Origin of the sequence: Exiguobacterium sp. U13-1, assembly GCF_001750115.1 — a bacterium.
Classification (GTDB): Bacteria; Bacillota; Bacilli; order Exiguobacteriales; family Exiguobacteriaceae; genus Exiguobacterium_A; species Exiguobacterium_A acetylicum.
The window spans coordinates 2,069,433-2,090,421 of record NZ_CP015731.1; the positions used below are offsets into that span (position 1 = coordinate 2,069,433).

Genomic DNA, 20,989 nt, shown 5'->3' on the forward strand with positions numbered 1-20,989 from the left:
ACCAAAGGAGGGATAGCATGAATTACGGGCTCAGTGAACGCAAAATCAAACAGATGTCTGATGCCTATGCTTTTCGACGGGGAAAGAAGTATGTCGCCGCTCGAAAGGTCACGTTGCATAATTATCGAATGGGCGACGAGCTGATCGAAGCGAGTGTCGACGGTGAGGAACGATTCACGGTGACCGTCCGCGTCAAGGCGCACGGTGTCGACGCCGGCTGTAATTGTCCATCACTTGCGATGGATACATCGTTTTGTGGACATATCGTCGCTGTTTTACTAGCGATGCATCATGTACAGGCGCACGGTACACCGACGCCGTTATCGCCGCAAATCCGTCCGTTCTCAGCAATCCAAGTCGATGACGCTGGCGCGCGCCATTATTTACGCAGTCTCACACCTGATCGTCGGGTAGCGATTCATTTCGAACTGACTGGAGCTGTCGTGACGCTTAAACGATTGACGGACAATCAACAGCATCAACTGTCCCTATCCTACTTTGATCGTCTGCTTGGACAGGCCGAGTATCTGCAGCGACTCGCCGATGTTTCGTTCAGTCCTGATTTACAAGAACGAATCGTTTCCGGGACACCAATCGTCAAACTCCATCTCGACCGAACGGCTCAGGAAGTCGAAGTCCGCGTGTCGTTTGATTATCAAGGGATTCAGCTGAATCCGCTCGATGAGACGATTTACGCTGGACGGGATCAGGTAACGGAGCAAAGTGTCTTACGCTTCTTACGTGAATTCCAAGCAACACCACGAGACATGCGATACATCATCACGAGTGACGTCGCGCAGTATGCCTTTCTGCGGAGTCTGCTTGACGAACGGGTTGCGCTCGGTCAACTGGAGTTATTTGCAACACAAGCGATCCGGACGACGTTACCAAAAGGTCCGTTCCATCCGCGAATCGAAGCCGACGTAACGGACCGCCTCGACTGGCTCGTGTTCAACTTTTCGATGGACGGGATTCCAGAAGATGAGCTGAAACGTGTCCTGAAGTCGCTCGTCTTACAAAAACGGTACCACCGCTTGAAATCTGGACAGTTCGTTTCCCTTGAGACACGGGCCTTCGAGCAGTTGCAACGGGTTCTCGCCCAGATGGAAGCAAGTGAACGCGACTTGCGCGATGGACGAATCGTCTTACCTGCCGTCCGGAACATGAAGCATCTGATCGGCGCCTCCGTCCTCCATCTTCACGCTGATTTGCTCGAGAAATGGCTTGAATTAAAATCCGGACAAGGATTCCGGCTCGACTTGCCGAATTCGTTAGAGTCACGACTCTATCCGTATCAACGGACGGGTATCCAATTTCTGAAGAATCTAGACGCGTTAGGATGTCACGGGATCCTAGCCGATGAGATGGGGCTCGGGAAGACGATTCAAGCGATTGGTTATATCGCGACGATTCCTGACCGTCGCGCGCTCATCGTCGCGCCGGCGTCACTGCTCCGCAACTGGGAAGCGGAACTGAAGCGCTTTTTACCCGGTCGACCGGTTCATGTCGTCACTGGTTCTCAAGCCAGCCGACTCCGCGAACTGGAGCACTTACCTGAAGATACGGTGACGATCGTCTCCTATACGACGCTTCGGACCGACGTCCGTCGCCACCCTGTATATGACGTCGTATTCTTTGATGAAGCACAGCACTTGAAGAATCCGCAGTCACAAACGGTCAGTCAACTACGGCATCTGCAAGCAAAACGCCGGTTCGCCTTAACGGGAACACCGCTCGAGAATCGTCCGCGTGATATCTGGTCAATCTTCCACGTCTTGTTTCCAGAATTACTGCCGGATCTAATGACGTTTGAGAAATGGTCGTTTGATGATATGCAACAGTTCATCCAACCGTTCTTATTACGGCGCGAAAAACAAGATGTCTTACAGGATTTACCGAAAAAACAGATCGAGCATCATTATGTCGAGCTCGGTCCGAACCAAAAACGCTTATATGCGTCGTATCTCGCCAAACTGCAACTGGAGACGCTGCAACACTTAGACGAGACGAAACGCGAAGATCGTTTGAAGTTACTGGCTGGATTAACGCGGTTGCGGCAAATTTGCAACGATCCGGGATTATTCGTCGAAGGATACACCGGGGAAGCGACGAAACGAACGCGTCTGCTCTCTTTGATTGCCGAAAAACGAGCAGCCGGAAAGCGGATCTTGATTTTCTCGCAGTATACGCAAATGCTTGAGCGCATTCGCTCGGACCTTGCGCAACGGCATCTCCCCCACTTCCTATTGACGGGTGAGACACCACTTGAAGACCGGGTCGCGTTATGCGACCGGTTCAATGACGGTGAAGTCGACCTCTTCTTGATTTCCCTGAAAGCCGGAGGAACGGGACTGAATCTCGCAACTGCTGATACCGTCATCCTGTTTGACAGCTGGTGGAATCCAGCCGTCGAACAACAAGCAGCCGATCGCGCCCACCGGCTTGGACAACAATCTGACGTGACGGTCATCAAACTGCTGACACGCGGGACGATTGAAGAGAAGATGACGGAATTACAAGATCGAAAAGCTCAGATGGTCGATGCCGTCCTGACGGCTCCGGACAGTGATGCCTTGACCGTCAAGGAACTCGTCCATCTCGTAACGACAAAGGAGGAACAACGGTGATCCTTGATCTCCTGCTTGGTTATCTCATCGGCAGCATTCTTGGCGGTACGCTCTGGAAGTACATCAGTCGTACCGATTTGGCACAGGTCGGTACCGGAAACATCGGTGCCCGCAATGCCCATCGCGCCGGTGGGCTCCCGGCTTTTTTATTCGTGTATCTGTTTGATGCCGCGAAGACGGTTCTTGCATTACAGCTAACAGACGCATTTTATCCAGTCGCCCTCGCCGTGCTCATCGGTCACTTGTTTCCGTTGTTTCATCCGCGACGTGGCGGTAAAGGGTATGCCGTATTTTCCGGCATCGTCTTTGCCATCACACCATGGGCATATCTGGGTGGACTAGGCATACTCGGTTTGTCTTATCTCATAACGAAAGATAGCGTCAAAGCGGGGCTTATTCCGGTCGTTTTACTCCCGTTACTACCTGTCTACTTTGACGCGGGACCCATCAATATCTTGTGTACCGTTGCCGTAAGTCTACTTGTCCTGTGGGCTCATGATGCATTTCACAAGCCAGTCATTACATAAGGAGGACGTCTCATGATCGACTTTTCCATTGCTACCGCTGTGGACGCTGAAGCAATCCATGAATTGAACTATCTCACCTTCACGGAAGAGATTCCGCAACACCAACCAAACATCGAGCGGAAACGGATTGACCGCTTTCATGATCAAAATACCTATCTGATCGGCAAAGAAGACGATCGACTCGTCGCGATGATTGCTATTCGGAAGCATCGTCCTTTTTCGCTTGAGGAAAAGGGCGTGACGCTAGATGAGACACTGACGGACCCAGTGGAAATCCGCTTACTCAGCGTTCGTCCCGAATACCGCAATAGTCGTACGTTCATGCAATTGATGCGCTTTTTGATGGTCTACTTGGAACGGGAGACGATTGATCATGTCTATATCAGTGGTACGACACGGGAAGCTAAACTATATGCGCGGTTCGGCTTCACACCAATCGCAGCAACGCTTGGTAGTGGCGATGCCCAGTTCGTACCGATGTTGTTGTCTCGCGCAACATACGAACGGTCCGTCATCGCGGATGTCTTACGTCCCCTGCATTTCCTAGCCGGTCCGGTCGAAGTCGCTCCGACGGTCCGTCAAGCGGCGCAACAAGCACCGCGTCCACATCGGACGGCATCGATGCGTCAGCTCGATCAAGATTTACGGGACCGAATGTGTCAGTTGCTGGATTTGCCACATGTCTCGATGGCTGTCGGCAGTGGTACGCTCGCGAACGATATCGTCGCACAACAACTCAGTGGACATGGATTGATCCTAAACGGTGGCGAGTTCGGTCAACGCTTGATCGATCACGCGGCACGAGCAGGAAAGTCATTTGATATCCACCTGCTTCCGTCCGGTCACCCGATCGACTTAGAACAACTCGCAAGCCAACTGCATCAAACGGAGTACGACTGGATTTGGTTGACGCATTGTGAGACGTCTACGGGCGTTCTCTACGATCTCGATGCGGTAAAAGCGCTATTAGATCAACGAACCGCACTCATCGTCGATGCGATCAGCGCCGTCGGGACCGGACGTTTCTCATACGCTGGCTGCAGATTCGTCACGACCGTCTCCGGAAAGGCGATTGGTGGGTTACCGGGTCTTGCGTTCATCGGGCATACGTCCAGCGTATTGCCTTCCTCCCGGATTCCACGTTATCTGGATCTCGGTCTATATGCGGAAGGGGTTGCTTTTTCCGGTTCCTCAAATCTGTTGCTGGCTTGTCAGGCAGCGCTGGATGCCATTGATCTCGATCAAGCAGCCATCAAGATGACCTATCTCGAACAAGCCGTTCGCGCTACTGGTTTCAACCTTCTTGCGACTCAAAAAGCGCAAGCGCCGGGAATTCTGACGATCGTTCATCCGTCGGCAACCGCTTTAGGAGACGCTCTTCGGATTCAGGGCTATCACGTCCAGTATGAAAGCGACTATCTCGTCCGTAATCAATGGCTCCAAATTTCAACGATGGGACAGACGACGATGCGGCACGTTGAACGTCTCGTCCGTGTATTGGTTCGTGAAAACCAACGCATCACCATAAAAAATGAAAAAAATGAAAGACCTCTCAACCCTTGACTTCAAGCGGTTTGGAGGTCTTTCGACTTTAAAAAATAAAAATTAGAGGTTTAAGGATTTAAAAAATAGGGGTATAAACTCACTAGCACCGCATCAAACCGGTGACTTATTCACACATGTTTCTCAATATCAGCGTAATGACCTGGGAGAGAAATGCAAAGTCACGAAAGCGTCAGGCTCAATGCGAGTCTGGAACCGATTGTCTTAGCATGTTTCATATTGTTCAGGACTTGTCCTGCTCCTACATTCATTACCTTTTGAGGGCTATACCAAATTCAAGGGGGAAATGAACATGTCAGTTAAATTAACAGTCGAAAAACGCGAGGTACGTCCACGCTCACTCCGTAAACAATTACGTCATGAAGGAAAAGCTCTTGGTGTCGTGTATGGTTACAAAGTGGAAAGTACACCAATCGCATTCGAAGAAAAAGAATTGCTTAAAATCGTTCGAGAAAACGGTGAGAACGTCTTGATTTCACTTAAACTCGATGGTAAAAATATTAACGTCTTGATCAACCGTCGTGATATGGATGTCTTCACACCAACCGTCGATCACGTTGAATTCATCGCCGTTAAAATGGATGAAGAGACAGAAGTAGAAGCAGACGTCGTACTCGTCGGCGAGGCAGCTGGCGCTAAAGTCGGCGGATTCCTGTCACAGACACTCTTTAAAGTAACAGTCGCAGCGACACCAGATAAATTACCAGAGAATGTCGAAGTCGACGTCACGAATCTCGAAATCGGCGATTCGATCTCTGTTGCTGATCTTCCGGAACAAAAAGATTTCCGTATCGTCACAGAAGGCGACATTCAAGTCGCAGCTGTCGTCGAATCAACGCTTGAACAAGAGCTTGAGGAAATCGAAGAAGCAGAAGCTGAAGCACAAGCACAAGCGGAAGCTGGCGAAGACAACGAAGCGGAAGCTACGGAAGAGTCTTCAGAAGAAGCAAAAGAAGAGAACGAAGATAACAAATAAGTCGTTTATCGATACGCCCTTCGTGGCGTATCGTTTTTTTGTGTCTTGACAATAGACAGAAGATTGCCTAAAGTGAACAGCGTATCATCTATTACCATATCCACTAGGGGAGCCCATTTGGCTGAGACGATTCACTTCGGACCCTTCGAACCTGATCTAGTTCATACTAGCGTAGGAAAGTGGAGCGATCACATCCAATGACTCCTGCTGCGCGCAGTTTTTCTGAGGACCGCTCTCTTTTTTACGGAGGGCGGTCTTTTTGGCGTCTCCCCCATTCTAAGGAGGACGAACACGATGCAACACTGGAAAATGAAAGAAATCATGGTCATGATGATGCTCGCCGTCGCTTGCGGGGTCATCTATCTCGGTTGGTCAACACTCTGGTTACCGATGTCTGCAATCTTCGGGCCAGTCGGTGCCAACTGGATGTTTGGGATCTGGATCATCGCAAGCCCGCTCGTCGCAGCAATCATTCAAAAACCAGGTGCTGCCCTCATCGCGGAAATCGTCGCGGCAGCCGTCGAGCTGTTCACGGGTAGTCACTTTGGCTTATCGGCTCTACTGATCGGGGTCTGCCAAGGACTTGGTGCGGAACTCGTCTTTGCGATGACGCGTTATCGCCGTTATGACACCTGGACATTGATGTTATCGGGTGTTGGAGCCGCGATTGGTAGCATTGTCTACAGTCTGATCGCGAACGGATTCGGTTACTACACGACGACGACGTTGCTTGCGACAACAGGTTTACAATTGATTAGTGGTGCATTACTCGGCGGCTTGCTTGCAGCGATTCTCGTCCGTCGCCTTGTTGCGACCGGTGTCTTGAACGGGTTTGCGGCCGGACGTGCGAAACGGGAAGTCGCATGATTACTGTCGACGACCTCAGCATCCGCTATCCGGGTCAGATGAAATCGGTGCTCGATCATGTATCGCTGACGATCGAACAAGGAACGACCCTTTTGCTTGGACGCAGTGGGAGTGGCAAGACGACACTGCTTCATGCCCTAGCCGGACTGACACCGGAGACGATTGAAGTCGAACAGACTGGTACCGTTACCCGGTCCGGTTCGGTCGGAGTCTTATTTCAAAATCCAGAAGAACAGTTCTGCATGGAAACGATCGGACGCGAAATCGCTTTTAGTTTAGAAAACCGGTCGATTCCAAGTGCGGAGATGGAGGAACGAATTGAACGCTTACTCGCACTCGTCGGTCTCCCTCTCCCCTTCTCGACACCGATCGCGAGTCTATCCGGGGGGATGAAACAGCGCCTCGCGCTCGCCGTGGTCCTAGCGCTCGAGCCGACGATCTTATTACTCGATGAACCAACAGCCCAGATTGATCCAATCGGACAACACGAGCTGATGGCGCTGATCTTTCGGATTCAGAAAGAACACGATTTAACGATCGTCTTGATCGAGCACCAACTCGATGTCTGTTTACCGTACATCGACCAGATCGTCTTACTTGAGGACGGATCGATTACTGCGACGGCGCATCCGCAGGATTTGTTCCCGCAGGCTTATACAGAGCTTCAATCGAAAGGCATCGCTGTCCCTTCCTTGTATCCGTACACGTTAGAGACGTTACCCATAGATGGACCACAAGCAGCGCGACTTCACGTGCTTCCTCCAGTCGCTACAGCAGGCATTCCCTTGTTACACATCGCTGCATTATCGACGAAAGCACCTTACCCGCTGACCGATGCGACGTTTTCCTTAGAGACAGGAGAATGGGTGATGTTGCTCGGGGCAAACGGCTCCGGAAAAAGTACGTTACTTGCAACACTCGGTCGATTGCTTCCCCATCGTGGAACATATCGATTCCAGGAACGTCCGGCTCATCGTTACTCCCGGCGACGCTTTTATGAGCACGTCGGCTATGTCTTTCAACAACCGGATTTGCAGTTTCTCAAGCTGACAGTCGAAGCGGAAATCGACTGGAGTCACCGGGCAGCGACGAGTGATGAGCGCACGACGTTGCTCGAACGGCTGGAACTTACATCCGTCAAACAACAGTCACCACTTGCGCTTAGTACGGGTCAACAACGACGACTCAGCGTCGCGACGATGCTCGGGCAGACGAAGGATGTGTTACTGCTCGATGAACCGACGTTCGGACAAGACGGGTTGACGACGCGGCGTTTAATGGAGCAGTTGTTGACGGAGCAACAAAACGGAACGACACTCGTCATGGCAACGCATGATATGGAACTCGTCGCCCGGTACGCAAATCGTGTCCTCGTCATGGAGCAAGGGCGGATTGCTTTTGACGGGTGTCCGAACGAGTTGTTCGCTGACGTTCCGTTACTCGAACGCTGTCAGCTACAACGCCCACTTTCGTACCAATTCCAGGAGGTGAAACGCGATGCAGACGAACGCGTCATCGTTCGCTAAACTCAATCCTGTCATCAAAGGTAGCGGATTATTTTTGATCATGTTCGCTCTAATCGCAACGAATGACTGGGGCAAGACGTTGGTATTCCTAAGTTTTGCTATCGCTCTGCTACTCCTCTCCGGGTGGGGTCCTCGCGATTTCTTGAAACGACTCGCACCTTACAGTCTATTATTCTTATTGACGTTCTGGATGATGGCAGCCTTCGGCAAAGGAACGAATCCTCTATGGTCGTTTGGTTGGTTTCATGTCACATCGGAAAGTGTCATGCACGGCTGGTTACTTGCCTTACGGATGGCAACGTTCGTCTGCTTAAGTTTCGCTTTCGTCACGACGACCGATGCGACCCGGTTCGTGATGAGCTTGATTCACCAAGCAAAGGTATCGCCTCGCTTCGCGTACGGATTTCTTGCCGGGATCCGCTTTCTTCCACATTTGGTCGAAGAAGTCCGCGTCTTACGGCAAGTCCGGATGATTCGGAACGTTCACAGTCGCTTTCCTGGTGATGCGTTCCTATCAATCGGCTTACCGCTCTTCTCGCGATCGATTCAGCGGGCAGAACGGATGGCAATCGCTTTCGAAGCCCGTCATTTTTCAGCAGAACGGACATATTATGAAGTGCCAGTCGTTCAGCGCCAGGATGTTATCTATCTCATGGTCATCCTCCTGTTCATCAGTCTTGTTTTTTGGCTATGATTACCACCACCCGTATCCGGGTACATTCTAGCAAGACAGATTGAAGGAGAACGACATGAAACGAATCCTCTTGATTGGTGCAGGACACGCTCACCTGCATTGCATTACCAATGGACCAACAGAAGACGTCGAGTGGCTGATTTTAAATGCCTCGACGTACCAATATTACTCAGGCATGTACTCCGGACTTGCTGACGGAACGTACGATATCGATGAGATCCGTATCGACGTCGCCGCACTGTGTCGCGCCAATGATAAACAGTTCATCGAAGAGACCGTCATCAAAATCGACCCCGATGAAAAGGTCGTCTTCGGTGCATCCGGCAGACGCTATACCTATGACGTCGTCTCGACGAATATCGGCTCGTTCGATTGGTCGGAAGACACGACACGATTATCGATCAAACCGAACTACCGGTTACCGGATACATTAAAGCGTCTGCAACAAGCAAAGTGTCCGGTCGTGATTGGAAGCGGTGCAGCGGCCGTCGAGATGGCGGCGTCCTTAAAAGCAGCGGGTGTGCCGATCACCCTGATCACGGATCCAGAGTTACTTTCAGGACACCCAGCAGCGGAAGCCATTACACGACGCTTACAAGAACTCGATGTTCATTGGATTCGAGAACGGTCACTGAACGAGTCGTCTCCTCTCCGCTTTTCACATCACCCGCCAATCGAGTCGGATGCGCTCGTCCGCTTGACGGGTGCGAAAGCTCCGGCATTGTTTGCGGACAGTAAGCTCTATACGGAAGACGGATTCCTACTTGTCAATGAGCAGTTGCAAGCGCTCGATCATCCAAGTCTGTTTGCTGCGGGTGACGCGGCGACCCTCGTCGCTTATCCCGATATTCCAAAGAACGGCGTCACAGCTGTCCGGCAAGCACCGATCTTACTGGCAAACCTCTTGCGGTATGTCAAAGAAGAAACGTTGCGATCCTATCGTCCGCAAACGAACTATTTGACGATTTTATCGATGGGACCACGTCATGCGGTTTCCCTGTATGGTAATCATTATTCGACACTGCCGTTCGGTTGGTACCTGAAGCGTTGGATTGATCAACGGTTCATGCGGAAGTATCGCCCTTAAAAGCGTGCGCCGGCGCACGCTTTTTTCTGTACACAAAAACAAGCCGTGGACGGGTGTCCATGGCTTGTTAGATTAGACGGTTTGATTTCCTTTGACGTATGACAGTAATGTCTCGTTGAACTTCTCTTGTTCATCAAGCAACATGCCGTGTCCACTCTCTTCGAAGACTTCAAGGCGTGCATGTGGAATTTCCTTTTGCATTTCTTCCGCGAACTCGAACGGACAAACTTGGTCTTTTTTACCGTGGATGATCAACGTATCGACTTTGATGTTCTCGAGTTTTCCACGTAAGTCTTCGTCACGTAAGGCGATTGCTGACTGAATCGTACCGTGGGACGAAGCGGCGATACTAAGTCCATGGAACCATTGTTGGAGTGGTTCTGGATGTTCCTTCGCAAAGAAGATTTCCCCGAATCCTTTGAGCATCGACGGACGATCCTGTTTCGTGTCGGCAATCAACGCATCGACTTCTTCTTTTGTCATTCCGTATGGATAACCGTCTCGCTGTGTAAAGACAGGTGCTGCAGCTCCTGCGAGAACGAGCTTACTGACTTTTGAATCCCCGTATTGTAAGAGATAGGACAAGGCGATTCCTCCTCCCATCGAGAAACCAAGCAACGTGACGTTCGATAATTTCAGCTGTTCGATGACTTCATTGATATCGGACGCCATCGTCTTATAATCGTATCCCGTTGCCGGTGCATCTGATTTGCCATAACCGCGATAATCGATTCCGACGTAACGGTATCCTTCTTCGACGAGCAGATTCTTTTGATACTCGAACATGTTATTGTTTGCCGGCCAGCCGTGTAAAAAGACGACCGGTTGACCCGACCCGACATCCTCGACATAAATCTTCGTGCCATCAACTGCTTGAATGAATGTACCCATCATAAAACCCCCATAGTAATAGATTGACCGTGCATGCATCTAATATTCCCGAGTCAAGAGATGTCAAACATCTTAATGTTAAAGCATTATAGAAAATTCTGTCTATTCTAGAAATTATGGTAAAATACAGTCAATAGGATAAAGGAGGTTTTTCATGAGACGCTATATACATACGGGGATTCTCGCAGGCGTAGTCTTACTTGCCGGATGCGGTAAAGAACAATACTTAGACCTTACATACGATGTTAATTACTGGGGCGGTATTTCGACTACCTTTGATGGGCAAGAGATACCGGATCTCCCGAAAAAACAAACCGCTGCTTTGTTGAAGGTTTGCCAGCAAAAACCAGACATGAAGCACTTACCTGATCGATATGTGCAACACGAAGGATTTGACTTATACTTCCTGCCTCCGAGTGTCCAAGGGCGTGAGTTCCAACACGTCCGTTTCCTGTCAGACGAAAAAAAGGACTATCTGGCGTGTCAGCCGATTCGTCATGCGGATTATGCGGTCCATCAGATCAAGCGAAGTGATTATCCATTCGTCGATTGGTCAAAACAACCGGTTAAAGCTAAATCGACAGTCGTTCGCTTTGGACCCGTTCCAAAAGAAGTGACAGATCAACAAAAACAGGAAAACGAAGATCGTAAAGAAGTAAAAGAGCTCGGACGGTACCTTTTCCCGTCCTATCAACTATCTTTGCCACCAGAAGGACAACTCGTCGTCTACATGAAAGAGAAAGGCAAAGATAAAGAACAAACACTCTTTGAGACGACCGAGTCACTATCCGGTTCCGAATTGAATTTAGCTTTTCGCGTTAGTCCGACTGGTGGTTTCCAACAATCGTCGATTGAGCTGATGTTCAGTGGTGACCGTGTCGGATTCCCTTCGACGATTCAAGAATATATGAATGGACAAATCTATCAGATTGAGCGGAAGCAACTGCTGGATACGATTGCGACAGGTCAGACCGTCCAGTTCGCGACCGTTCGGAAACAAGAGGACGGAAAAGTCGTCCAAGAAACATCGATTTATTTGCGTTTTAATAAAACTTATAAAAAACCTGTGAATTACGATTATGGATTCCTTCAAGCATCCTCAAGCAATTATGTCGGTTTCATCCATCAATCACCGAAACAGCTCATCGATAGCGATTATAAGTTCGTCTCAGCAATTCCTGACAAGCTAGCGAAAAAAATCGCTCAGGAATTAAAAGAGACCGAAGTGATGGAGCCACAAGGGACAAAACTAAAGCAGAAAAAATTGACGTTGATGCGCGAAGGGAAAAGCCAAATGTTCGAGCTATTCGAACGCAAACGCGCCAAAAAACTTGAAATCTATGTTGTCAAACCAGGATCAAAAAACGGTGCGAAGCTGTCGGGTACGACAAGTGAAGCACTCAGTGAGGTGCTCAATCAATGAACAAACGTTTCTGGATCGGACTCACACTCGGAGCAACGCTAGCATTAAGCGGTTGTCAAAGCGATGCGCCGAATTTCAAATGGGATTACTTATCGCAAATGTATGACGGAGGGCAATTCAACGAAAAAGAATCTCGCACCTTGTCAGCTAAAGAACGAACTGCCATCCAAAAAACGTGCGCGTCGAAAGTGAGCGATGCACCTACTGATTACGCTGTCGGCGATATCTATTCCGTCATGATGACGAATCCGTTCGAAGATTATGAAGGTCAAACCGTTCGTTACGTGAAAGCTGGAAAGAAGAGATATTTATATTGTCAGACATCGTTTAAAGGCGGGTACTATCCATTACCAAAGAAAGACGATGTCTTCAAGAAGACTGCTCTGACTCAACAACGGAAGAACTTTAATGTGAAGCCTACTGTATTAAAAAAAGACGACTGGTTTAATCCTGATGAGAAGATCGCAGATCATTCTGCTCGAACATTAGAACTTCCAGGATCAGGTTACCTCGTCATCGAGGCGACGGATGTCACAAAAAAAGATACACGTACGACGTCTTTCGTATATACGAATTCTTTGACACCGTTCACCCGTGATGTCGATCTCTATCTCGTCTACAATCAACAATTCGGTTCGACATACGACGTTTCGGTTCGAATACCACAGTTGTATGGTGGACGGCGTGCGGAACACCCGATCCATTCAATGAAACATCCAGGAAAGGTCCGGTTCATTCCGGGTGACGGAACACCCGAGCATTATGGAACGGTCATCGCAACGGAGAAAAACGGACGCGAATTCCGCTACGAATTATCGATTCGACACACGACGGAACAACCAACTGAACTCCAAGAACCGAATCAAACAACAGATGATCTTGTTGTGGATAATGAAGAAATGACGTTGATCCATCAAAGACAGTTCTCGCATGTCCGTTTTGAAGAAGATGATCAAGGAAATCGTATTTCGGAGAAAGGTCTCGATTGGGACCATATGATCATGATGACCAGTGATGAATCCGGGAAATTAAAAAAAGCAATCAAGACAAGTGAACAAGCTGACGTACGAGGAAAACGGGCGAAGTGGAAATATTTGACGTTCCGAGATGGAGTGAAAGGACAACAATACGAAGTTTATCTCGATAAGCGTGTCAAAAAGACCGATGTTTATTTAAAAGATCCGAAGCGTGACGTGTCGATTCACCTATCAGCGACAGGTCGTGACATCCTCCTTCCTTTGTTCGAGCAATACGAAAAATGACTCACGCCATGAAGACGAGATGTTGCAACAAATAAATCAAGGAACACCAGAAGATGAAAGCAATCCCCTCTCTTAACCACTCTTTACGCGTCAACGGTTCACGTAAGAAGGACACGCAAGCGAATAGTAAGACGAAGAAGTAGAGATAAATGAAGCCACCGCTCGTCAAGAAACCAAAGAGCAGGATCATACCACCGAGGACGGACAGGCTAGAGACGACAGGTTTACGATAGACCATGCGGTGTCACCTCGCTTCATCTAGTTTGTTAGATTATACCCAGATTACGGAAAAATAATCTATTGTAATGTACTAGACAACACCCCTTGAGAGGCGTCCTCCCAAGGGGTGTTGTTGTTTATTCCACGACGGCACTGTGATCAGCGACGATCGCATATTGCGTGACGGTATTCGACGTCACGAGCGGTTTGACTTCGGATGTTCCGTTATCCCGCTTATGGTGCACGCCTTTGTACGCTTGACTCTCTTGCCATGCATGGAATGCTGCTTGATTCGACCATGTCGTCATGATCGTGACGATGTCTTCTTCTTCCTGACTGATATCGACGAGGACTTGCATCCGGTGAAACCCTTCCATCCGTTCAATTCCTTTCGTCGTCTTAAAACGCGCTGCGACTTGATCTGCTGCACCTTTGACGACGTGTAACTGGTTCATGACGATCCACATGTTTACTTCCCCCTTTTTTCGTCTTTAGTATACTAAAAGTCATGGGTCGTAGAAAACACGGATGCGTTATCGCTTGTTGACACTCCCACGGCTAAAGCCGCAAGCCCACACCGTTGGTGAGGGGGGATTCTCAAGTGCTTGGCGGACTCAATCCATTTCTGCTTCGTCCGAGCCTTGAGGTAGGGGTGTGCCATCACCCCTCCTGAGACAGACCGTATAGGTTCTCAGGCTGATGGACTGTTACCATCCATCACAGGTGCGTATCGAATGTTCATCGCACCGACGGCGTCCCGATGTCCTTTAAACCCACAGGCACACGTGTAGACCCTATCCCTCACCTTGTTCCTGACGGAACAGGATGGGCAGGTCTGACTCGTGTAGGCGGGGTTCACATACTCAACCTTGATGCCCGACAAGGCGGCTTTGTATTCGATGAAGGACGCGAGACGATAGAACGACCATGAGTGGAGGTTCTGGTTGTTTTTACGGCTTGTTCTTGCCGTCTGTCGGATGTTCGCCAAGAGTTCGAGGCGAATGACAGAGATTTTCTTCTGTCTTGCAAAATCGACGATGGCTCGGCTGACCTTGTGGTCCTTGTCCCGCATCCACCGCTGTTCCTTCTGATTGCGTCGTTTGATAGCCCTCGGCTTCTTCTTTTTGCCGAGTGCCTTCCGTTCCGCACGGAACTTGCGTTTCATATACTTGTTCTTACGACCGTTCCCGAAGAAACGGGTCGTGTCGTCATCGGTGACGGCGACCGCCGGCACTTTCAGTCCGAGGTCAACCCCCATCATCCGCACCCCCGTCCGAGGGACGGTCGGTACATGGACGGAAATCTGAGCAATCCACTTCCTTCCCTTCTTCGTGACCCTGAGCGTCCCGAGTTTGTTGGCAAGGAGTCGGGTATTCCGATTGTCCTTGTCAACCATGGGAGCACGGAATCGCATCTTCACGGACTTCCCGTCCATCCAAACGGGGAAGGAGATGCTCTCGAAGTCGAAGGAATAGTTCTGATTGTTCCAGACGCAGACCGGCTTTTTGAGGACAGGGATGCGTTTGAACTCCTCTTTCCTCGCCTTCTTGTAGATGCCGACGGCATCTCCTGCGAGTTGGTTCTTCACGGCGCTCGGAAGGGGGGTGTCGATGTCCTTGCTCGACCACCTCTTCCCGTCCTCGGAGGCGACCATATTCGCCACGACTCGGTTGGCGGTCTGGATATAGGTCTTGCCCATCCTTTTTAGGATGGCATCCTGACGACGCGTGGCATAGATTCGAACTTCTACCGTGACGACTTGACTCATCTTTGACACCTCCTTCATCCTAATAATCAACTCCATTATAGATTTACTATAAATGCATTTCATCAGGAAGAACAGTCGAGGACATGCGGTGTCTGAAGACACCCCGTCTCCGAACTCGCTATCAGCCCACCCCTAAAGGAGTGGGCTTTCTCGCTCGTACATTCTGTAACGTCAAGCGCTGGATCGTCTCTTTTCCGTCTACGCTCGTCGCGATCATCTCGAAATAGAGCGAATGCGGGAAGGCATCCGGTAACGGTTGGACGGTATGGAAACGTTCCTGATCTGCTACCGACAAGGAACGTTGCATCGGACGAAGCGGCGCTTCGCCTTCAGCCGTCGTCTTATACGGCTCGAACCGGATCGATTTCATTTGTTTCGAACCATTCATGCCGTAGGCGACAAGGTATCGACCTTCGTCCGTCGTCAACAAACGACCTTCAAACCAATCCGACTCCCTCGTCTGTTTTGAGCGAATGATTCGGTCGATTCGTTGTGACTCATCGGTTTGTTGCAGGAGCAAAAACAAGCGGTCGTGCTTCGCTTCAAGATACGCAACGGCATAATGGTCAGATAGTCGTTCGACGAAGTAGACATCACGCGCTTCGACTGGTGTGTTCGTCATCTGTGTATATAACTGGGCGACTTGCTTCGCCGTAAAGGAAACGGTCTCTTGACGTGGATGCATCCCCGTCAGCGTTCCGAGCACGAGACCGAACAATAAGATGAGGAAAAGACGCCGTTTCATCAGTCAACCTGTTTGACGAGCAGATGGTAGCTCATCCCTGGTGGATAGTCATCGATTCGTCCGACTTCGACGAATCCCTGTCGCTCATAAAACGGAAGCGCTTGAAACGAGAACGTCTCGACGCGGATTCGCTGAACACCCGCTGCTCGTGCCCATTCCTCCAGTTGACGGAGTAACTGAGTACCGAGCCCACTTACCCGTTCCTCCTCGACGACGAAGAACCATTCAATATGTAACCAGCCCCAGTACATTTCTCCTGAGATGCCGCCGATCGATTGATCGTCACGCGTCGCAAGTAATGTGACGGCTTGTGTTCCCTCGGAGCGTTTCGTCGCATGAAATGGTGAATGCTCGACATTGTATTGACGCACTTGTTGTTGAAGCCAGTCCTGTCCGTCCTCATTTTCCTTAAGTTGAAATTGCAGCATGTCCAAACTCCTTTCTTGTTATAGTAATAATGGAGGTGAATACGATGGAACCCACGTTCCAAATTGATTGTACGAAGTGTTTTGGTTTATGTTGTACAGCACTCGCTTTTTCGAAATCTAGTGATTTTGGTCATGACAAATCGGAAGCAACACCGTGTCGTAATCTTGATACGGACTACAGCTGTCGGATCCATGACCGGTTACGTGACAGCGGCTACAAAGGCTGTACCGTCTATGATTGTTTTGGTGCTGGACAGCATCTGTCACAGCAGACGTTTCAAGGCGATGATGCGCCCAAGCGACGCCAAGCGATCTATGCTGCTTTCCCGAAGATGGTCCATTTATTTGAGATGATGTGGTACATAACCGACGGGAAACGCGATGTCACGCGTGACATCCACGATCAACTCGATGAGACACTTGCCGCACTGACCCGGTACGCGGCATTACCAGCCGATCAATTTGAACGACTTGATGTGATACCTGTTCGTCATACCATCCGACCACTCCTTGAGATGGTCGCCTCACGTGTTCAAGCTCAGTATAGCGGAAGACGCGACCAGACACCACGTGACTGGGTCGGAAAACAGTTACCCGGGCGTGATTTTTCAGGTGCCAGTGTTCAGAATCAGTGGTTGCTCGCGACGAACTTGTCAAATACCCGCTTGCGCGGGGTAAACTTTCTCGGGGCTGATTTGCGAGACTGTAACGTCAAAGGCGCGGATTTGACGGATGCGCTCTTTTTGACACAAGCACAAATTAATTCAGCGATCGGCAATGCGGCGACACAGTTACCGAATCGTTTACTTCGTCCATCCCATTGGCGTTAAACAGAACTGAACGATAAAGAGGCACGTTTTCGGTCGATTGATCCGAAAACGTGCCTCCTTTTGAATGCTTGTCATCGTTTACCGAGCGTAAAGCCATCAAAATAACGCCCGCCGAATGGTGCGAGATAAGCATCGATTAACGCGACGACTTCTCGTTGGTCATCCGATTGATAATACAACTCGAATGCCATTGTATGTCGGCTGGCATAGTCTTCGTCAAACTCTGCAAGAGCGCGAATCGCCCACTTCCCTTGTCCGATGTAGTAACGATTGGCACGAAGAACAAACTCGATACTCTGTTCATATAAACGTGACGCAATCGCTAGACCTTCTGCGCGGTTCGTCACACTTTCGAAATCGTCGAGCAAATCACTTAAAAAATAACGTGCGCGGTCTTGTTCCGAATTCGTCCACGCAACAGGTCCGTCCGTTAATTGGTGAGCCGCTTCCTGACGGATAGATGCAAGACGCGGATGATCCTCGATCGTCCAGCTGTCAGCAATCATTCGTTGCAGGGACGGGCGACCACGTTCCCGGTCACTCTCGAAAAAATGTGCAATCGTCTCAAAGGAATGGACGAATGCTTCGACCGGGACACCGTCATGGATGAACGACTCCCGGTACGCCTGACCTCGACTTGCTTCAAAAATGATCACATCGACATCTGATTGTGCGGTCGCTTGCCCTCGCGTATGGCTGCCGGCAAGTAAAACAGCACAGTGATTCGGGTAACGTGACGCAACGAGCGGCATGATCCAGTCGCACCACTCCATGCGTGTCCACTTAGTCTTCAACTTGTTCACCGATTCCGGAGAAGACGGCCAGTTCGTCACCCGGTACGGCAACGATCGTCGCGTCGGCTCGGTGTGGCGCGAGACCGATATCGATCGCCCACGATTCATAATATGTATCCGATCCGTTCAGGACGAGCGTTTGTCCGTTGCTAAACGTTAGGAATAAGTGCGGTGCCGTCTTTCCGATTCGCACACCGGTGATGCGTTCCGCGTGAAGTGAGACGATCAAATGTAACATCTCTTCTTTCGTCGCATGGCGGACGACCCAATCCTGTGTCGTCTCGACATCGCCGTAAAACAGACGGTCCGTCTCGATCCGTAGTCGTAGTTCAGGCGCTGTCGTATCGAACAGATTGATGAATTCGAGCGTGACGTAGCCTGCGACATGGACCGTCGCTAATTGTGTACCGATGAAATAGGTCGTCAAGAGCTGACGGGCGAGTTGATGATCTTCTTTGTTCATGATGAGCACCTCATTTAAAAAGAATGAATGGTATCGGGATGAGTCCGAGAAACTTACTTCCACTCAATTTACCACAAATTAGTCGATACGAACATGAGAAGAAAGGCATGTTTTCGGTTTTCTACGGCACGGAGGTGAGAATACGGTATACTGATGAGGAACTGACGTCGATCGTGATCGACAGAAAGGAGCTCCATCCATGCAATATTTCTACATGAGACCCTATCCGGATGATCCAGACTGTTCTATGCAACAAGCGGAAGCCGACAAGAGTGATGTGACGACACGTGTCATCGAGACGCATGATTCGGCTAAACGACGGACGGCACTCGAACAGATGCTTGAGGCACTTCAGACGGGAGACGAAGTCATCGTCTCGCATCTCTACATCTTAGCAGACTCGACGCGGCACTTGATCGAGTTGCTTGAGCACATGGAGACTCGTGGTGCGACGCTGTGGTCACTCCGCGAACAGATTCGGACGAGCGAGCGTGCCTCCTTATCGTTTCTTGAAACGGCCCGCCATCTCGTTCAGCTGCAAAGTGACGTCATCAGCATGTCGACGCGTGCTGGACTCTCTAAAGCAAAAGAACAAGGAAAGCAGACCGGTCGCCCCCGGAAGCCGGATGAAAATGTCCGCCGCGCGATCGCCATGTATCAAAGTAAAAACTATTCGCTCGCTGATATCCGCGAACAGACCGGTATTAGTAAAAGTACGTTGTACCGATATCTCGAAAGCGAGACAATCGATGCAACGGATAAAGGCTGACTCCATCATGGAATCAGCCTTTTTTTCAGCTATTTTGCTTTAAGGTGTTGCCGAGCCATTTTTGGAGGGCTTTTCCGCCTTCATAGAACGAGCTGTCTCGTAATTCATACGTATGACCACCTTGTTCAATCAAGTCGAGGAACGTATTCCCGACATCCCGGTTTTCCCATTTCCGCTGATCCGTCAAATACTTGAAACCGAAGTTACATTCGACGTTGAAGATGATGTGGAAGGGTTCCTTGAACGATTGGACGGCGCGGATCATCTCGATCAAGATCATCCGTTTTGGTGATGACGCTTCGAATGTATCGAATAAGGTCGTTCGGCGTCCGTGAAACTCGATGACGCGGATCGCGCGACCGGTATCCGCTTTAAAATCATAACTCGTCCGAATCGAGACGATGATCTCGCGTTGGTCTGGTTGTACTGGCATGGTATATCGCTTCCTTTCTCTCGGTCGATTATAGCATGGACCTGTTCGATTTTAATAGACATCGTCGATTCGGTCTCAAGAAGGATTGTCGCAACCTAAAATTTGTCTTATACTAAAATTACCAATACATAAAGGAGCGTTTTCGTGAAACATCTATTTTCGATACTCCTCTCGGCGAGTCTTTTGTTCACGGGTTGCTACTGCACCCTCGACGAACGAACGGACGAGCCGCACTTCAAATCACGTGCCCGCTCCATTTCCTCGTATCATACCTTCGACATCGAATATGCGAAAGGACTACGGAAGGAGCAAGTTTCGAACCGAACGGTCACCGTGACGGATTCGAATGGCGAGCGGATGCAAACGGAGATTGAAGTCCTAGACGGCAAAGAAATCCGAATCAAACCACCGCGCTCTGGATACAAAAAAGGACGTCGCTACATCATCCACATTCGGGATTCGATCGACGCCCGCAAACAAGTCCATACGAATACGATTCGGGAACGAACCTTCACTGTCGACCGCTGACAGACAAGGTTCGTTTTTTTATTTGGAACGAGCCGGAAAGACGGTGTAACTCATCGAGATGACCCCATCGATCACGAGGACGAGCCCCCACAGTTGTAACGTCCGTAAGAGACTCTCCGTCTGCTCAGCATCTCCCAGCCAGAGAATCATGGCACCGAGTAACGTACCACCAATCAAAAAGGCCAGGATGTGTCGATAGAAACCGTTGCGTTCCCGTCGCGCACGCGATATCCGTTCTTTTGCTACGTGCTCTTTTAGGACAAAACGGCGGTAGACTTTATCCGCCCAGGCAATCATTTGTTTCCCAAATGCAAGTGAGACGCCGATATAGATCGCAGCGAGACCGTGCGCGAGCGTTGCTGTATTGCCGCGACTTAAGTCAAACACCGTTAAGACCAGTAAGACGATATCAATCACCGGTGACATCGCCATCAATCGAAAACCAAGCTTCTCTCGTCTGAATCCATAACGCACGATCAGTCCGGCGACAATGAATACCCAAAATAGAATCTCACAACCGACGATTGCCCACGCGACGAGTTGCATATCAATCCTCTCCTTTTTTAATA

23 protein-coding genes and 1 riboswitch are annotated in these 20,989 nt (G+C 49.9%); of the genes, 13 read left to right on the forward strand and 10 right to left on the reverse strand.

Annotation, left to right across the window (positions count from 1 at the left end; translation table 11 throughout):
* Nucleotides 1–17: 17 nt before the first annotated feature.
* The 8 genes from ESP131_RS10745 (at nt 18) to ESP131_RS10780 (ending at nt 9,867) form a co-directional block, all read left to right on the forward strand.
* Complete coding sequence (locus ESP131_RS10745; protein ID WP_069940706.1) at nt 18–2,627, forward strand: DEAD/DEAH box helicase; 2,610 nt, start codon at nt 18–20, stop codon at nt 2,625–2,627.
* Nucleotides 2,624–3,154, forward strand: a complete 531-nt coding sequence (locus ESP131_RS10750) for a glycerol-3-phosphate acyltransferase (protein ID WP_083254806.1) — start codon at nt 2,624–2,626, stop codon at nt 3,152–3,154. The genes ESP131_RS10745 and ESP131_RS10750 overlap by 4 nt, the downstream gene beginning before the upstream one ends.
* A gap of 12 nt (nt 3,155–3,166) precedes the next feature.
* The gene (locus ESP131_RS10755; protein ID WP_069940707.1) at nt 3,167–4,717 is read left to right on the forward strand and encodes a GNAT family N-acetyltransferase; all 1,551 of its coding nucleotides are present in this window, start codon (nt 3,167–3,169) and stop codon (nt 4,715–4,717) included.
* Between the two features lie 292 nt (nt 4,718–5,009).
* Nucleotides 5,010–5,693: a 50S ribosomal protein L25/general stress protein Ctc gene (locus ESP131_RS10760; protein WP_069940708.1), complete on the forward strand. Its 684-nt coding sequence runs from the start codon at nt 5,010–5,012 to the stop codon at nt 5,691–5,693.
* A 95-nt stretch (nt 5,694–5,788) separates the two neighbouring features.
* A riboswitch (TPP riboswitch) is annotated at nt 5,789–5,888 on the forward strand.
* A gap of 99 nt (nt 5,889–5,987) precedes the next feature.
* Entirely contained in the window at nt 5,988–6,560 is a 573-nt protein-coding gene (locus ESP131_RS10765) for an ECF transporter S component (protein WP_047390306.1), read from the forward strand.
* Nucleotides 6,557–8,086 (forward strand): ABC transporter ATP-binding protein, encoded by a 1,530-nt coding sequence (locus ESP131_RS10770; RefSeq protein WP_069940709.1) that lies wholly within the window; start codon nt 6,557–6,559, stop codon nt 8,084–8,086. Before ESP131_RS10765 ends, ESP131_RS10770 begins: the two co-directional genes overlap by 4 nt.
* On the forward strand, nt 8,058–8,780 hold the full coding sequence (locus ESP131_RS10775; RefSeq protein ID WP_069940710.1) for an energy-coupling factor transporter transmembrane component T family protein: 723 nt from the start codon (nt 8,058–8,060) through the stop codon (nt 8,778–8,780). The genes ESP131_RS10770 and ESP131_RS10775 overlap by 29 nt, the downstream gene beginning before the upstream one ends.
* Nucleotides 8,781–8,835: 55 nt before the next feature.
* A complete protein-coding gene (locus ESP131_RS10780; RefSeq protein ID WP_029341735.1) occupies nt 8,836–9,867 on the forward strand; it encodes an NAD(P)/FAD-dependent oxidoreductase in 1,032 nt (343 codons plus the stop codon).
* A gap of 72 nt (nt 9,868–9,939) precedes the next feature.
* On the opposite strand, the gene ESP131_RS10785 is transcribed toward ESP131_RS10780, so the two are convergent.
* Nucleotides 9,940–10,758, reverse strand: coding sequence for an alpha/beta fold hydrolase (locus tag ESP131_RS10785; RefSeq protein WP_029341736.1), 819 nt, complete (start codon nt 10,756–10,758; stop codon nt 9,940–9,942).
* 154 nt (nt 10,759–10,912) lie between these two features.
* Between ESP131_RS10785 and ESP131_RS10790 the strand changes: the two genes are divergently transcribed.
* Nucleotides 10,913–12,181 (forward strand): hypothetical protein, encoded by a 1,269-nt coding sequence (locus tag ESP131_RS10790; RefSeq protein ID WP_069940711.1) that lies wholly within the window; start codon nt 10,913–10,915, stop codon nt 12,179–12,181.
* Nucleotides 12,178–13,443: a hypothetical protein gene (locus ESP131_RS10795; protein WP_029341739.1), complete on the forward strand. Its 1,266-nt coding sequence runs from the start codon at nt 12,178–12,180 to the stop codon at nt 13,441–13,443. The genes ESP131_RS10790 and ESP131_RS10795 overlap by 4 nt, the downstream gene beginning before the upstream one ends.
* Before the next feature lies 1 nt (nt 13,444).
* On the opposite strand, the gene ESP131_RS10800 is transcribed toward ESP131_RS10795, so the two are convergent.
* The 5 genes from ESP131_RS10800 to ESP131_RS10820 form a co-directional block, all read right to left on the reverse strand.
* Complete coding sequence (locus ESP131_RS10800; RefSeq protein WP_029341740.1) at nt 13,445–13,681, reverse strand: hypothetical protein; 237 nt, start codon at nt 13,679–13,681, stop codon at nt 13,445–13,447.
* Between the two features lie 118 nt (nt 13,682–13,799).
* Nucleotides 13,800–14,129 carry an antibiotic biosynthesis monooxygenase gene (locus tag ESP131_RS10805; protein ID WP_029341741.1) on the reverse strand — a complete coding sequence of 110 codons (330 nt, stop codon included), beginning with the start codon at nt 14,127–14,129 and terminating at the stop codon, nt 13,800–13,802.
* A gap of 224 nt (nt 14,130–14,353) precedes the next feature.
* On the reverse strand, nt 14,354–15,430 hold the full coding sequence (locus tag ESP131_RS10810; RefSeq protein WP_069940712.1) for an RNA-guided endonuclease InsQ/TnpB family protein: 1,077 nt from the start codon (nt 15,428–15,430) through the stop codon (nt 14,354–14,356).
* Nucleotides 15,431–15,551: 121 nt separating this feature from the next.
* Nucleotides 15,552–16,175 carry a hypothetical protein gene (locus ESP131_RS10815; RefSeq protein WP_029341742.1) on the reverse strand — a complete coding sequence of 208 codons (624 nt, stop codon included), beginning with the start codon at nt 16,173–16,175 and terminating at the stop codon, nt 15,552–15,554.
* Complete coding sequence (locus ESP131_RS10820; RefSeq protein ID WP_029341743.1) at nt 16,175–16,603, reverse strand: GNAT family N-acetyltransferase; 429 nt, start codon at nt 16,601–16,603, stop codon at nt 16,175–16,177. The genes ESP131_RS10815 and ESP131_RS10820 overlap by 1 nt, the downstream gene beginning before the upstream one ends.
* Nucleotides 16,604–16,647: 44 nt before the next feature.
* Here ESP131_RS10820 and ESP131_RS10825 point away from each other — a divergent pair, with 44 nt between their 5' ends.
* Nucleotides 16,648–17,433 (forward strand): pentapeptide repeat-containing protein, encoded by a 786-nt coding sequence (locus ESP131_RS10825; RefSeq protein ID WP_158513342.1) that lies wholly within the window; start codon nt 16,648–16,650, stop codon nt 17,431–17,433.
* A gap of 71 nt (nt 17,434–17,504) precedes the next feature.
* Here the strand turns inward: ESP131_RS10825 and ESP131_RS10830 are convergent, their stop codons facing one another.
* Together ESP131_RS10830 and ESP131_RS10835 are read right to left on the reverse strand one after the other, a co-directional pair.
* Nucleotides 17,505–18,227, reverse strand: coding sequence for a nucleotidyltransferase domain-containing protein (locus tag ESP131_RS10830; RefSeq protein WP_231925618.1), 723 nt, complete (start codon nt 18,225–18,227; stop codon nt 17,505–17,507).
* On the reverse strand, nt 18,217–18,690 hold the full coding sequence (locus tag ESP131_RS10835) for a hypothetical protein (protein WP_029341746.1): 474 nt from the start codon (nt 18,688–18,690) through the stop codon (nt 18,217–18,219). The genes ESP131_RS10830 and ESP131_RS10835 overlap by 11 nt, the downstream gene beginning before the upstream one ends.
* A gap of 199 nt (nt 18,691–18,889) precedes the next feature.
* Between ESP131_RS10835 and ESP131_RS10840 the strand changes: the two genes are divergently transcribed.
* Nucleotides 18,890–19,459, forward strand: a complete 570-nt coding sequence (locus ESP131_RS10840; protein ID WP_069940713.1) for a recombinase family protein — start codon at nt 18,890–18,892, stop codon at nt 19,457–19,459.
* Nucleotides 19,460–19,484: 25 nt separating this feature from the next.
* Here ESP131_RS10840 and ESP131_RS10845 read toward each other — a convergent pair whose 3' ends face one another.
* Nucleotides 19,485–19,892 carry a hypothetical protein gene (locus ESP131_RS10845; protein WP_023468357.1) on the reverse strand — a complete coding sequence of 136 codons (408 nt, stop codon included), beginning with the start codon at nt 19,890–19,892 and terminating at the stop codon, nt 19,485–19,487.
* 144 nt (nt 19,893–20,036) lie between these two features.
* Here ESP131_RS10845 and ESP131_RS10850 point away from each other — a divergent pair, with 144 nt between their 5' ends.
* Nucleotides 20,037–20,420, forward strand: coding sequence for a hypothetical protein (locus tag ESP131_RS10850; protein WP_029341748.1), 384 nt, complete (start codon nt 20,037–20,039; stop codon nt 20,418–20,420).
* Between the two features lie 18 nt (nt 20,421–20,438).
* On the opposite strand, the gene ESP131_RS10855 is transcribed toward ESP131_RS10850, so the two are convergent.
* Nucleotides 20,439–20,966, reverse strand: coding sequence for a hypothetical protein (locus tag ESP131_RS10855; RefSeq protein ID WP_069940714.1), 528 nt, complete (start codon nt 20,964–20,966; stop codon nt 20,439–20,441).
* Nucleotides 20,967–20,989: the final 23 nt, after the last annotated feature.

What these genes read in the sequence shown, in the direction of transcription:
- ESP131_RS10745 (WP_069940706.1), top strand. Translation starts at nt 18, where the DNA reads ATGAATTACGGGCTCAGTGAACGCAAAATCAAACAGATGTCTGATGCC.
- ESP131_RS10755 (WP_069940707.1), top strand. Translation starts at nt 3,167, where the DNA reads ATGATCGACTTTTCCATTGCTACCGCTGTGGACGCTGAAGCAATCCAT.
- ESP131_RS10760 (WP_069940708.1), top strand. Translation starts at nt 5,010, where the DNA reads ATGTCAGTTAAATTAACAGTCGAAAAACGCGAGGTACGTCCACGCTCA.
- ESP131_RS10765 (WP_047390306.1), top strand. Translation starts at nt 5,988, where the DNA reads ATGCAACACTGGAAAATGAAAGAAATCATGGTCATGATGATGCTCGCC.
- ESP131_RS10770 (WP_069940709.1), top strand. Translation starts at nt 6,557, where the DNA reads ATGATTACTGTCGACGACCTCAGCATCCGCTATCCGGGTCAGATGAAA.
- ESP131_RS10775 (WP_069940710.1), top strand. Translation starts at nt 8,058, where the DNA reads ATGCAGACGAACGCGTCATCGTTCGCTAAACTCAATCCTGTCATCAAA.
- ESP131_RS10780 (WP_029341735.1), top strand. Translation starts at nt 8,836, where the DNA reads ATGAAACGAATCCTCTTGATTGGTGCAGGACACGCTCACCTGCATTGC.
- ESP131_RS10785 (WP_029341736.1), bottom strand. Translation starts at nt 10,758, where the DNA reads ATGGGTACATTCATTCAAGCAGTTGATGGCACGAAGATTTATGTCGAG.
- ESP131_RS10790 (WP_069940711.1), top strand. Translation starts at nt 10,913, where the DNA reads ATGAGACGCTATATACATACGGGGATTCTCGCAGGCGTAGTCTTACTT.
- ESP131_RS10795 (WP_029341739.1), top strand. Translation starts at nt 12,178, where the DNA reads ATGAACAAACGTTTCTGGATCGGACTCACACTCGGAGCAACGCTAGCA.
- ESP131_RS10800 (WP_029341740.1), bottom strand. Translation starts at nt 13,681, where the DNA reads ATGGTCTATCGTAAACCTGTCGTCTCTAGCCTGTCCGTCCTCGGTGGT.
- ESP131_RS10805 (WP_029341741.1), bottom strand. Translation starts at nt 14,129, where the DNA reads ATGTGGATCGTCATGAACCAGTTACACGTCGTCAAAGGTGCAGCAGAT.
- ESP131_RS10810 (WP_069940712.1), bottom strand. Translation starts at nt 15,430, where the DNA reads ATGAGTCAAGTCGTCACGGTAGAAGTTCGAATCTATGCCACGCGTCGT.
- ESP131_RS10815 (WP_029341742.1), bottom strand. Translation starts at nt 16,175, where the DNA reads ATGAAACGGCGTCTTTTCCTCATCTTATTGTTCGGTCTCGTGCTCGGA.
- ESP131_RS10820 (WP_029341743.1), bottom strand. Translation starts at nt 16,603, where the DNA reads ATGCTGCAATTTCAACTTAAGGAAAATGAGGACGGACAGGACTGGCTT.
- ESP131_RS10825 (WP_158513342.1), top strand. Translation starts at nt 16,648, where the DNA reads ATGGAACCCACGTTCCAAATTGATTGTACGAAGTGTTTTGGTTTATGT.
- ESP131_RS10835 (WP_029341746.1), bottom strand. Translation starts at nt 18,690, where the DNA reads ATGAACAAAGAAGATCATCAACTCGCCCGTCAGCTCTTGACGACCTAT.
- ESP131_RS10840 (WP_069940713.1), top strand. Translation starts at nt 18,890, where the DNA reads ATGCAATATTTCTACATGAGACCCTATCCGGATGATCCAGACTGTTCT.
- ESP131_RS10845 (WP_023468357.1), bottom strand. Translation starts at nt 19,892, where the DNA reads ATGCCAGTACAACCAGACCAACGCGAGATCATCGTCTCGATTCGGACG.
- ESP131_RS10855 (WP_069940714.1), bottom strand. Translation starts at nt 20,966, where the DNA reads ATGCAACTCGTCGCGTGGGCAATCGTCGGTTGTGAGATTCTATTTTGG.